We start from the raw sequence: 12,306 nt of genomic DNA on the forward strand, positions 1-12,306 counted from the left end.
GGGTGACTCAATCTGCGACGATGTGATGAACGTTGGCCAGGATGGATTTGAGCTGGATGGCGTTTTGAGGAGCGGCTCCTCCGGCGTCGTTGTTGAAATAGATGAAGACGTCCCGTCCCTTGTCCAGGTAGCGGACGATGCGATCGGCATCGCTTTCCAGCTCCTCGTCACTGTAGGAGCCGTTGTAGCTTCCCTGCATGCCGTGGCGCCTGATGTACACGAAGTCGCCGGTCAGCGGGAGGTCGTTCACAAAGGAAGGGGCATCTGCCATGCAGAGCGCAACCTTCCTCTCTTTGCAGGCGGATACCACCTCGTCGGTTAGCCAGCTTTCGTTCCTGAATTCCAGTGCCGTCCGGTAGGGATACTGCCCCAGAAGATTGAGAAACTCGACGAGCCTGCCGAGATCCAGACCGAACTGCGGCGGAAATTGCCAAAGGACGCACTGCAATTTGTCTTTGAGCTCGCCCGCGGGGGTGAAAAATCTCTTTAGTGGCTCTTCGATGTCGTGGAGCCGCTTGATGTGGGTGATGAACCTGCTCCCCTTGATGACGAACTGGTAACCGGGGCGGCTTTCCTCGTACCAGTGCCTGAAGGTGTCGGCAGTGGGAGTCCGGTAAAAGGTGACGTTGAGCTCTACCGTCGCAAACACCGTCCGGTAGTGGGCGAACCATTCCTTCTGGGGGAGATCCTCGGGATAGAAGTTGCCCTTCCAGTGGGCGTAGCTGAAACCGCTGCATCCGACCGACACTTTCGGCATGGTGCCACCTCCGCAGGGGTATCTACCACGAACGTTGCCAGCGAAGCCCCAGCCAGTCAGGTCCCACTACCGGGGCGAGATGGGATGCGTATTCGGGGGTGACGAAGAGTTTGGCGACTACGTAGGCGAGGGCACTGGCGGCGAGGACGTCGCGGACATGGTGGTCTCGGTTGTCGACCCGGACGTAGGCGACGTAGCCGGTTACTGCCCAGGCGGGGACTCCGTATTTCCAGCCGTAACGCTCCTCGAGAAAGGAGGCGCCGGCCCCGGCGAAGGCGACGTGGCCCGACGGAAAGCCGTAATCGCCGCCGTTGGGGCGCTTCCCGAGACTGGTCTGGTTGAATCCGAGCCGGGCCAGTGAGTTGAGCAACTGGTTGGCTCCCAGGTTCCTCAGAAACTGCTTCTCCCCCTCGGTGTCGTTCTTCAAGTAGGCAATGGCGAGGGCGCCGACCGGAACGATCGACATGGCGACATGCCCCGAGATGGCGTCGGCGCCCCAGGCGGGAACGGGCCGGATGATAAGGAGAAAGCTGAAAATAACGGCTATGGTAACGCGGCGAATATTAGGCATGAGCGGACCTCCTCGATAGCCTTACGTTTTGCCGACGGTATGGATTGAGTATACCGAAAATGATTCACCGCGCTGTGTTGGGCCCGGTAGAGGAGGGGAGTGCGAGCGTGGAAGAGCGAGTGTCAGGAGTGAGCGGGAGTGTCAGGAGTGAGCGGGAGCGGCCGGTGAGCTGGAGCTGAGCCGCACGTGAGCAGGCGGGTTAGTGGTGGTAGTGTTTTTTGGCAAAAAAAAGGCGGGACCCGAAAGCCCCGCCTCTGATGTTTCATGATGGCTGCTGATTATTTCCGGTGGCAGCTCTCGCAGTCGCCGGAGGCGCTGAAGGCAGTTTTGCCATCGTGGCAGGCGCCGCAGGAGTTGCCTTTTTCCATCTGGTACATGGTGAAGTGCTTCGCGTCGGTGCTGTACGGGAAGATCTTGGTGTGGCAGTCCTTGCACTTGTACTTGGTCAGGTGGACCTTGTGATCGAAGCGGGCTACGCCGATGGTGGTCTTGAAGTCGACCACGCCGGGGTTGAAGGCTTTGTGGCACTTGTTGCAATCGCTGACGGCGTAGAAGGCGGTCTTGCCGTTGTGGCAGGCCCCGCAGGATTTACCGTTGGCCATGTCGGACATGGTGTTGTGTTTGGCGCCAGCCTTGAACTGGAAGATTTTGGTGTGGCAGTCTTTGCAGGTGTACTTGGCGGTGTGGTAGTCGTGGCTGAAGAGGACGGCGCCGATCCCTTTGACGGGGAAGGTGATGTCGTGGGTCTTCATCCCTTTATGGCAGCGGCCGCAGTTGCCGACCACGGTGAAGGCCCGCTTGTCGTTGTGGCAGGCGCCGCAGGAGCGGCCCTTCTCCATCTCGGCCATGGTCGCACGACCGCCGGGGAGCACCTTGGCGTTGTGGCAACCGTGGCAGTCGCCGTTGGTCTTGGCGACGTGGAAGGTGTGGTTGAAGGCTACCTCGCCGCCACCCTTAACTTTGAAATCGACGGTTTTCGGAGAAGACTTGTGGCACTTGTTGCAGCTTTTCGAGTCAGCTACGCTGAAGGCTTTCATCCCGGTGTGGCAGGCGCCGCAGGATTTAGTCTTTTCCATTTCCGCCATGGTGAAATGACGACGCTCTTTCAGATTGAAAATAGCGTTGTGACACACCTTGCAATTGTTGTTATATTTCTTCAGGTGGAGCTCATGGCTGAAGGTAACCGGCCCGGAGTTCTTAATAGGGAACTTGATGTCCTTTGTTTCCACCGCCCATACCTGGGTGCTGCAAAGGATAAGAAGCGTGAGGATGGCGAGGCGCAACTGCATGGTCCACTCCTTGTGACATTGTTTTAATCTGCCGTCCAGGCAACAGCGGCATAATATACACACGGATTGCTGCATCGTCAACGAAAAGTATTGGTTGTTACTTAGATTTTTTCCGTCTCGTCCGGCGTGAAGGAGGTTCTATGAAATTGCGATTCGTTTGGATTTTTCTCCTGGTTTTGTCCGCCAGCGGGATTGCCGAGGCCGCCTTTTACCGGTGGGTCGACGGCAACGGAGTGGTTCACTTCACCGACAACAAGGACAATATCCCCGCCAAGTTCAGGAAGAAGGCAACCAGGCTAAAACTCCTCGACGAGCCATCCGTCAATGCCAAACCCGCCACCCCCCCGCAGACCCCGGCACCTTCGCCGGTAGCCGCCCCTCCGGCAGGCCCCGAACTCTATGGAGACCATGACCAGGCATGGTGGAGAAACCGCTTCACGACCATGAAGGGTCAGATCCAGGCTGCCAAGGACCGTCTGGCCGAAAACCAGACCAAACTGGTGGAGCTTAGACGGAAGAGGGTGATCTACCAGAGGACGAGGGACCGGGAAGCCTACAACACCATGAACGAATCCATCGCCGCCGAGGAAGAAAACCTCAGCAAACTGGTCGCCAACGGGGAGGCTCTAACTCAGGAAGCCGACCGGGCGGGGGTCCCTGCGGAGTGGCGCCAATAGCCAAATCCGAGTCTTTATTAGCGGTTGCGGGGTCGGTTAAGCTGTGCTATAAAAACTTGCCCCTTTTTATACAGGAGACCCGCAATAAGATGAACGGAATTGACAAGATAATCGAAACCGCCCTCGCCGAAGACATCCACACCGGCGACATAACAACCCTCTCCATCCTCCCCAAATCCCGCAGCATGCGCGCTCGGCTGGTGGCCAAGGAGTCCCTGGTGCTGTCCGGGATCAAGGTGGCCGAGCGGGTGTTCACCATGCTCGATCCCCACTGCCGCTTCGAAGCGCTCTTTGCCGACGGAGCCCACATCGAGAAGGGCGACATCATCGCCCGCATGGAGGGTGACGCCGCTCTTCTGCTTCAGGGCGAGCGGGTCTCGTTGAACCTTCTGCAGCGGATGTGCGGGATCGCCACCCAGACGGCTGCCTTCGTGAAGGAGCTGGAGGGGACCGGCGCCCGGGTGGTGGATACCAGGAAGACCACGCCGGGGCTCAGGGTGCTCGAGAAATACTCGGTCCGGGTCGGCGGCGGGACCAACCATCGCACCGGGCTTTACGACGGCGTCCTCATCAAGGAAAACCACATTGCCGCCGCCGGCGGGATCAAGGAGGCGGTGAGGCTTGCCAGGAACTACATCCCGCACACCCTGAAGATCGAGGTGGAGACCGAGACCCTGCAGGATGTGGCGGAGGCCCTGGAAGCCGGTGCCGACATCATCATGCTCGATAACATGTCCCTGGCCGAGATGACCGAGGCGGTGCTGCTCATCGGCAAGCGCGCCCTGGTCGAGGCCTCCGGGGGAGTAAACCTGCAGACCATCCGCGCCATCGCCGGGACCGGCGTCGACATCATCTCCGTGGGAGCCCTGACCCACTCGGTTAGGGCCGCGGACATCTCCATGCTCATGGAGGGTGCTTGAGCGAGGCCGAGGTCGATGCCAGGATCCTGGCGCTCTTCAGAGCGGGCGACGGTTTCGTCTCCGGGGAGTCGCTGAGCCGGCTGCTCGGCGTCTCCCGCACCGCGGTCTGGAAACACATCAAAGGTTTGAGGGCCGCCGGCTACGAGATCGCGGCGGTGCCTGCCAAGGGGTACCGGCTGGTGGCGGCACCCAGCACCCTCAACAAGTTCGAGATCGCAGAAGGGCTGGAGACCGCACGGATCGGCCGGCCGCTTCTCTGTCTCAAAGAGACCGAATCGACCAACACCGTCGCCTTCAAGATGGCCGAAGAGGGCGCATCCGAGGGAACGGTGGTGATCGCCGAGGGGCAGACGGCGGGGAAGGGGAGGCTCGGAAGAGTCTGGCTTTCTCCTCCGGGGGTGAACCTGTACTGCTCCGTGATCCTGCGGCCCCCGATCACCCCGGTTGCCGCCTGCCAGCTCACCTTTCTCTCCGCTGTCGCCGTCGCGCGCACCATAGAGAAGTGCACCGAGCTCACTCCCCAGATCAAGTGGCCCAATGACGTTCTCATTGCCGGCAAGAAGGTCGCCGGGCTTTTGAACGAGATGAATGCCGAGACCGAGAAGGTGAACTTCGTGGTGCTCGGCATCGGGGTGAACGTCAACGTCCGGGTCTCCCAGTTGGGCGGGACCTTGCGCCATCCCGCCACCTCCCTTCTCGAAGAGGGGGGCGTGGAGGTCGACCGGCTCAAGTTCGCGAAGACCCTGCTGGCCGAGCTCGACTATCTCTATGGGAGGTTTCTCGCCGAGGGGGACGCCCCCATCCGGGCCGAGTGGCTGGAACGGGCGCCGGTCCGGGGACACAAGGTATCGGTAAGCACCGGCGACCGGTTCTTCACCGGGATCGCGCGGGGGATCGACTCCTACGGCGGACTCCTGGTCGAGCTTCCCGGGGGAAGGGTCGAGACCGTGATGTCCGGGGACGTGGCGCTGGTCGACGAATAGAGTAATCCCCTCGATACGGGGGGCGTAAATCACTAACCGTTGTTGGAGGTTTCATTTGCTGCTGGTGATCGACGTCGGGAACAGCAACATCGTGCTCGGCATCTACGACGAAGAAAGACTGGTCAGGGACTGGCGGGTGTCGACCGACAAGTCCAAGACCATTGACGAATACGGCATCCTGTTTCACGACCTGTTCCGTCTGGCAGGCATCGGTTTCGAAGACATCAAGGACATCATCGTCTCCTCGGTGGTCCCCACTCTGACCGGGGTACTGGAGAAACTGGCCCGCCAGTATTTCCGCATCACCCCCTACATCGTGGGTCCCGGCATCAAGACCGGGATGCCGATCCACTACGACAACCCCAAAGAGGTCGGGGCCGACCGGATCGTGAACGCCATTGCCGGATTCGAGAAGTACCGGCAGGCGCTCATCATCGTCGATTTCGGGACCGCCACCACCTTCGACTACGTGAATAAAAAGGGCGAATACTGCGGCGGCGCCATCTGCCCGGGGCTTGCCATCTCCATGGAGGCGCTCTTCCAGAAGGCGAGCAAGCTTCCGCGTGTGGACATCGCCCGCCCCGCCTCGGTGATCGCCAAGAACACGGTGAACTCCATGCAGGCCGGCATCTTCTTCGGCTACGTGGGGCTCGTCGACGGCATCGTGCAGCGGATGAGGGCCGAGGGGAAGGAAAATCCCAAGGTGGTCGCTACCGGCGGCCTGGCGTCGCTCATCGCGCCGGAGTCGGCCACCATCGAGGCGGTGGACGAATTCCTCACCCTGGAAGGGCTGCGGATTATCTATCAGCGAAACAAGTAGCTCCGGTTTCTTTCTCTGAAGAAAACGGGCGCGGTATTATTTAAGTGAGCTCTTTCGAAGAGACACAGACAAGGGGGTAACCGGGACAGGTTCAAACGAGAGAGTTGAAAAGGGTTTAAAGTTTTTCGTTCGCTTTACTCACAGGTCGGGTTTCGTTTCAGAGTGGATCATGACTGATTCTTATTCTAACGGAGGGCACCATGGGAAGGTACGAAACGGCTAAACTGCGCAACCTTGGAATTGTGGCTCACGGCGGTGCCGGGAAAACCTCTTTGGCCGAGGCGATCCTGTACAACTGCGGCATGATCGACCGCCTGGGCCGGGTCGACGACGGCACCTCCACGATGGACTTCGAGCCCGAGGAGATCAAGCGCCGGATCTCCATCACCTCCTCTCTTGACCACTGCGAGTGGAAAACCTGTTCCATCCACCTCGCCGACACCCCGGGATACGGCAACTTCATCGCCGACACCCGCGCCTGCATGCGCGCCCTCGACTGCGCGGTGGTGATCCTCTCGGCCATCTCCGGCGTCAAGGTCCAGACCGAGGAAGTCTGGAAGTGGGCCAACGAGTTCGAAATTCCCCGCATCGCCTTCGTCAACAAGATGGACCGGGAGCGGGCGAGCTTTCTGCGTGCCATCGACGACATGGAGAAGGCGCTCGGGGCCCGCGGGGTCGCCATCCAGTGCCCGATGGGATCGGAGGAGAACTTCTCCGGCGTCATCGACCTCGTCAAGATGAAGGCGTACCGCTACGCGGACGACCTCTCCGGCAAGTGCAAGGAGGAGGAGATCCCGTCCGAGTACCTGGCCGAGGCCAAGCGGCTGCGGGACATGATGGTCGAGACGGTGGCCGAGGCGTACGACGCCCTCACCGAGAAGTACCTGGAGACCGGGGAGCTGACCGAGGACGAGATCTACGACGGCCTGAGGATCGGCACCCTGCGAAACACCTTCACCCCGGTGCTCTGCGGTTCGGCGACTTCGAACATCGCCGTGGGCCACCTGCTCGACGCCATCTGCGCCTATCTCCCGTCCCCGCTCGACCGCACTCCGGCGGTGGGGACCGATCCGGTCAAGCAGGAGGTCGTGGAAAGGGCGCCCGCCGAGACCGAGCCGTTCTCCGCGCTGGTCTTCAAGACCACCTCCGACCCGTACACCGGCAAGATCACCATCTTCAGGGTCTACTCGGGGGTGCTCAACTCGGATTCGACCGTCTACAACTCCACCAAGGGGGTAGAGGAGCGGATCGGGCAGATTTTCGAGCTCGAAGGGAAGAAGCAGCACGCGATCAAGCAGGCGGTGGCGGGGGACATCGTGGCGGTCACCAAGCTCAAGGAGACCATCACCGGCGACACCCTCTGCGATCAGGCTAAGCCGGTCGTGTACGAGCCGGCCCAGCAGCTTTTGCCGGTGATCTCCTACGCCATCGAGCCGAAGACCAAGAACGACGAGGACAAGATCCACGGCGCCCTCCACCGGATGATCGAGGAGGAGCCGACCCTCGAGTCCCATCGCGATCCCCAGACCAAGGAGTTCATCATCTCCGGCATGGGGCAGGTCCACCTCGAGGTCATCGTCGAGAAGATGAAAAGGAAGTTCGGGGTGGACGTGCTGCTCAAGACCCCGAAAGTCCCCTACCTGGAGACCATCCGCGGCTCGGCCAAGGTGCAAGGGAAGTACAAGAAGCAGTCCGGCGGCCGCGGCCAGTACGGCGACTGCTGGATCGAGCTTGCCCCGATGCCGCGGGGCGAGGGGTACCTCTTCGAGGACAAGATCGTCGGCGGGGTCATCCCGCGCCAGTACATCCCGGCGGTCGACAAGGGGATCCAGGATGCCGCCAAGGAAGGGTTCCTGGCCGGCAACCCGGTGGTGGACTTCAAGGTGAGCCTCTACGACGGGTCCTTCCACACGGTGGACTCCTCGGAGATGGCCTTCAAGGTGGCCGGTTCCATGGCCTTCAAGAAGGCGATGGAGCTCTGCAAGCCGGTGCTCCTCGAGCCGATCGTCAACATGAAGGTCACCGTACCGGACGAGAACATGGGGGACGTCATCGGCGACATCAACTCCCGCCGCGGGAAGGTGGTCGGGGTGGAACCTAAGGCCAACTCCCAGATCATCCGGGTGGTGGTCCCGATGTCCGAGGTGCTGACCTACTCGAACGACCTGCGCTCCATGACCAGCGACCGTGGCCTCTTCACCTCCGAGTTCTCCCACTATGAAGAGGTGCCGAGCCACATGGCCCAGAAGATCATCGCGGAGAGCCAGAAGGCTAACGGCAACAACAAGGCTGCCTAGGCGGCCGCAAAAATGCCTCCCTCGTCCCTTACCGGGCGGGGGAGGCCACTAAAATGTACTGTTTTGAGGGAGGATGAGCTACATGTCAGATCGTTTTTCGCCGGAAGATAGTGAAATGGTGCCGGAAAAGAAAAAGTCGCAGCAATCGTTGCTGCTTCTGTTACTGCTCATTCTCCTCTTCGTCTATCTGTACTTCTTCACCGGACTGATCAAACCGCGCCCGGAAGAGGCGCCCCCCAAACCGGTTGCCGAGGCACCGGCGGTGAAACAGAAGCTGCCGCCGCGTGCGGCCGGTGCCCCGGAAGCCGCCAAGGCACCGGAGGCGGGCCAGCCCGCTCCGGCTGCTCCGGCCGCCCCGGTTCCCGCGGCCCAGGCCAAACCGGCCCCGGCTCCCGCCGCCCAGTCGAAACCCGCTCCGGCTCCGGCTGCCCAGGCCAAACCCGCCCCGGCTGCCCAGGCCAAACCGGCTCCGGTACCTCCTGCCCAGGTCAAGCCCGCTCCGGCGGCTCCCAAAGCCGCTCCGGTACCGGCTGCCCAGCCGAAAAAGCCCGAAGCTCCCAAGAAGGCCGAACCTGCTAAGAAGCCCGAGGCCAAGAAGCCGGAAGCTAAGAAGCCGGAGGCCGTCAAAAAGCCCGAAGCGAAGAAACCGGAAGCTGCCAAGCCGGCCCAGAAGGCGGGCGCTGCCAAGGAGGCGAAAGAGGCCAAGACCGCCAAGCCGAAGGCGGTGGCCAAGGCGGCCCCGGCCTTCGCACTCGACATCGAGGGGGATCTTGCACCGAGCGAGGCGGCAACCGTGACCGCCAAGCTGAAACAGGCCGGGATCGGCAACGTCTCCAAGACCAGCGTGCAGAAAAGCGAGGCGATGCACCGCCTGTACCTGGCCGACTTCGCCGACCACGACGAGGCCAAGGAAGAGCTCGACCGTCTCAAGCAGGTCGCTCCCGGTGCCTTCTTGCTGAAGGAAAACGGCCGCTACGCCGTCTACGCAGGTTCCTACCTCAGGGAAGGAAAAGCCGCCGTCGAGCAGGACCGCCTGTTCAACAAGGGGGTCAAACTCCTCCTGAAGAGCGCCACCATCAAGGTCCCCGTGTACCGGATGCGCGCGGGGAGCTTCAAGGACAAAGCTGCGGCCGACAAGGCGGTGGCCAAGCTCAAAGGGGCCGGTGTGACCGCCAAACCCGTCAAGCTCGGCAAGTAAGAGGGATCTGGTGCCAAACAAGAAGGTGACCTTTACCATTTCCGCTGCCGCCGCCCCTTTCGTGGGGGACGACAAGCCGCGGAGCGAGCGGTTGAAGGCCGCCAGAGGGCAGGTTCCGCTGTCTCCCGACGATCTGGTCGTCCTCGTCTTTTACCTCTGTCATGACGGCGATCCGGAAGTGAAGGCCACCGCCATCGCCTCCATGCGGGCCATGCCCGCCCGTTTCCTGGTCCAGGTGCTCGCCAACAAGGGGCTGCACCCGCGCATTCTCGACGCGCTGGTGCAGCTCCACTTCAACAAGCCGGAAGTGGCTCCCCTGCTAAAGGCCCACCCGATGCTGAGCGAGCGGTCTGCCGCGTTCCTCGCGCGCGAGGCTGCTGTCGCAACTTCCGCTGCCACGCAACCGGCAGCCTCGCAGGCAGCTTCACCGGCAGTTCAGCCGACGGCCTCATCGGAAACACCGGCAGGGAAAGATGCCGCGAAGGAACCGGAGTTGCCCGGCGAGGGAAACAAGGAGAATGAGGCCCCGTCTGAAGAGGAGGAGCCCGACGAGACGACGGAAGAGTTCCAGTCGAAGTACCAGCTATCCCAGAACATGGGGGTGGCCGATAAGATCAAGATGGCCCTTACCGGCGACAAGGAGTGGCGATCCATCCTGATCAAGGACAGCAACAAGCTTGTATCGGGCGCCGTCGTGAAGAACCCGCGTATCACCGAGGCTGAGGTGCTGGCAATCGCCAAGTCCCAGGTGCAAAACGATGAGATCATGCGGGTCATCTGTGCCAACAAGGACTGGATCAAGAACTACCCGCTCAGGAAGGCGCTCATCGAGAATCACAAGACACCGCTTCCCGCGGCGCTCAGGTTTATCTCGTCACTGACCGAGAAGGATCTCTCCGGGCTGGCGAGGAGTAAAAACGTCTCCACGGTGATCGCGACCCAGGCACGCAGGATATTGATGGGAAAAAAAGAAGGCAGATAATCGGGGGATACCAATATGGCCTTGATCAATCAGGCTAAGCGCGAGATAAATTCCAAAATCGTCTTTTTCGGACCCGGCCTTTCGGGCAAGGCAAGCACGCTGAAGCATGTCTTCAACAAGCTGAAGCCGGAATTCCGCGGCGTTCTCAAGGCCATGAACGTGCAGGGCGCCCGCATGATGTTTTTCGACTTCACTCCGCCGGGCGACGGCAACATCGACGGTTTCAAGGTCCGCTTCCACGTCTACACCGTTTCCGGCAATGCGGTCGATCCCTCGGCCTGGAAGATGGTGCTCAAAGGTGTGGACGGGATCGTCTTCGTGGCCGACAGCCATCCTCAGCGCGCCGAGGCCAACCGGGAGAGCCTGGACCGTCTCAACGAATACCTGGCGGGATACGGCCAGAGCACCTCGACGCTGCCGGTGGTCCTCCAGTACAACAAGAGCGATCTGAAGGATGCCCTTTCCCAGGTGGAGCTCGACGCCATGCTCAACCTGGACCGGGTGCCCAGCTTCAGGGCCAGCAGCTACACCGGCGACGGCGTTCTCCAGACCCTCCTAGCTCTCGTCAAGAATGTCCTGACCGGGATGAGGAGCAAAGGGGTGGACGGCGGCGTGAGCGGCGACGCTCTCCAGCACATGGTGGAGGAGGTCCCTGTCCACGCCGGCGCTGGCAGTACCGCTGCCGAGGTTCCTCCGCCGGTGCGGGAATCCGCTGCCGATCGCCGCGGGCGTCCGGGACAGGAGGGCGGAACTCCGTCGGCTCCCGAACCCGTGGCCCCGGCCGCTTCACCCGTTGCTGCGGCGGCCCCGGCGGCGGAGGCCCCTGCTGCGGCGGCTCCTGCTGCCATGGCCCCTGCTTTTGAGGAACAGGTCCCAGCTCCGCCCGCCGAGCCTCCCCAACCGGCCGCTCCGGTTGCCGTGGCTGAGGATATCACCTTGGAGCTCTCGGGGACTCCCCAGGCCGCCGGGCAGGGGGCGGTCAGGATCCCGCTCACCATTCGCAGCGGCAACCAGACCAAGTCCGTTTCCATCACGTTATCCCTGTCCATCGAGGATGGACGCTAACATCCGTACGATCCGAACCGCAGTTTGATGGCAAGGGGATGCGTTTCTCCTGCCATGCCGGACAGTCCCGGCTTGGCAGGTAGGGGCGCTTTCCCGCCGCACGAAAGGAGAGGCAGCATGGCTGAGCTGAAAGGGAGCAAAACCGAGAAGAACCTGTTGGAAGCTTTCGCAGGTGAATCGCAGGCACGCAACAAGTACACCTACTATGCGTCGGTGGCCAAGAAGGAGGGATACGAGCAGATCGCGGCTCTTTTCCTGGAGACCGCGGAGAACGAGAGGGAACACGCCAAGCTGCACCTTAAGGCACTCGGCGGGATCGGCGACACCCTCGCTAACCTGAAGGCGGCCGCAGCCGGCGAGTACGCCGAGTGGATCGACATGTATCCCCGCATGGCCAAGGAGGCCCGCGAAGAGGGATTCACCGCCATCGCCATCATGTTCGAAGGGATCGCCAAGATCGAAAAAGTGCACCAGGAGCGCTACAAGGCCCTCCTGGCCTCCATCGAGGAAGAAACCGTCTTCAATTCCGAAGAGCCGACTACCTGGAAATGCCGCAACTGCGGTCACATTCACGAAGGGACGGAGGCCCCCACCGGGTGCCCTGTCTGTCATCATCCCCGCGGTTACTTCGAACGGGTCGCTGAGAATTACTGATCCAGCCCCGCGCCTCCCGTCTCATGAATAGGGCAGGGGGCGCGGTGCCTGTTCGATCCAATCTCCGTTTTACACGGCCAATCACTGATGGCC

General features: G+C 61.5%; 12 protein-coding genes. 9 read left to right on the forward strand and 3 right to left on the reverse strand.

The window, feature by feature from the left end; translation table 11 throughout:
* Positions 1-7: 7 nt before the first annotated feature.
* From L4X63_RS16570 to L4X63_RS16580, 3 genes are all read right to left on the reverse strand, one after another.
* Positions 8-757 carry a DUF72 domain-containing protein gene (locus L4X63_RS16570; RefSeq protein WP_250679758.1) on the reverse strand — a complete coding sequence of 250 codons (750 nt, stop codon included), beginning with the start codon at positions 755-757 and terminating at the stop codon, positions 8-10.
* Between the two features lie 22 nt (positions 758-779).
* Positions 780-1,328: a phosphatase PAP2 family protein gene (locus tag L4X63_RS16575; RefSeq protein WP_250679759.1), complete on the reverse strand. Its 549-nt coding sequence runs from the start codon at positions 1,326-1,328 to the stop codon at positions 780-782.
* Positions 1,329-1,606: 278 nt separating this feature from the next.
* Positions 1,607-2,617, reverse strand: a complete 1,011-nt coding sequence (locus tag L4X63_RS16580) for a cytochrome c3 family protein (RefSeq protein WP_250679760.1) — start codon at positions 2,615-2,617, stop codon at positions 1,607-1,609.
* Positions 2,618-2,757: 140 nt separating this feature from the next.
* Here L4X63_RS16580 and L4X63_RS16585 point away from each other — a divergent pair, with 140 nt between their 5' ends.
* The 9 genes from L4X63_RS16585 (at position 2,758) to rbr (ending at position 12,213) form a co-directional block, all read left to right on the forward strand.
* On the forward strand, positions 2,758-3,294 hold the full coding sequence (locus L4X63_RS16585; protein WP_250679761.1) for a DUF4124 domain-containing protein: 537 nt from the start codon (positions 2,758-2,760) through the stop codon (positions 3,292-3,294).
* A gap of 89 nt (positions 3,295-3,383) precedes the next feature.
* Positions 3,384-4,214, forward strand: coding sequence for a carboxylating nicotinate-nucleotide diphosphorylase (gene nadC / locus L4X63_RS16590; RefSeq protein WP_250679762.1), 831 nt, complete (start codon positions 3,384-3,386; stop codon positions 4,212-4,214).
* Positions 4,211-5,197: a biotin--[acetyl-CoA-carboxylase] ligase gene (locus L4X63_RS16595; protein ID WP_250679763.1), complete on the forward strand. Its 987-nt coding sequence runs from the start codon at positions 4,211-4,213 to the stop codon at positions 5,195-5,197. The genes nadC and L4X63_RS16595 overlap by 4 nt, the downstream gene beginning before the upstream one ends.
* A gap of 55 nt (positions 5,198-5,252) precedes the next feature.
* Entirely contained in the window at positions 5,253-6,017 is a 765-nt protein-coding gene (locus L4X63_RS16600) for a type III pantothenate kinase (RefSeq protein ID WP_250679764.1), read from the forward strand.
* 200 nt (positions 6,018-6,217) lie between these two features.
* Positions 6,218-8,314, forward strand: a complete 2,097-nt coding sequence (gene fusA / locus L4X63_RS16605) for an elongation factor G (protein WP_250679765.1) — start codon at positions 6,218-6,220, stop codon at positions 8,312-8,314.
* Positions 8,315-8,396: 82 nt separating this feature from the next.
* A complete protein-coding gene (locus L4X63_RS16610; protein WP_250679766.1) occupies positions 8,397-9,512 on the forward strand; it encodes an SPOR domain-containing protein in 1,116 nt (371 codons plus the stop codon).
* 10 nt (positions 9,513-9,522) lie between these two features.
* The gene (locus L4X63_RS16615; protein ID WP_250679767.1) at positions 9,523-10,494 is read left to right on the forward strand and encodes a hypothetical protein; all 972 of its coding nucleotides are present in this window, start codon (positions 9,523-9,525) and stop codon (positions 10,492-10,494) included.
* A gap of 15 nt (positions 10,495-10,509) precedes the next feature.
* Positions 10,510-11,559 carry a GTP-binding protein gene (locus tag L4X63_RS16620; protein ID WP_250679768.1) on the forward strand — a complete coding sequence of 350 codons (1,050 nt, stop codon included), beginning with the start codon at positions 10,510-10,512 and terminating at the stop codon, positions 11,557-11,559.
* Between the two features lie 117 nt (positions 11,560-11,676).
* Positions 11,677-12,213 carry a rubrerythrin gene (rbr, locus tag L4X63_RS16625; RefSeq protein ID WP_250679769.1) on the forward strand — a complete coding sequence of 179 codons (537 nt, stop codon included), beginning with the start codon at positions 11,677-11,679 and terminating at the stop codon, positions 12,211-12,213.
* The last annotated feature ends 93 nt before the right edge of the window (positions 12,214-12,306 follow it).

Origin of the sequence: Geomonas sp. Red32 (genome assembly GCF_023652955.1) — a bacterium.
Taxonomy (GTDB): Bacteria; Desulfobacterota; Desulfuromonadia; order Geobacterales; family Geobacteraceae; genus Geomonas.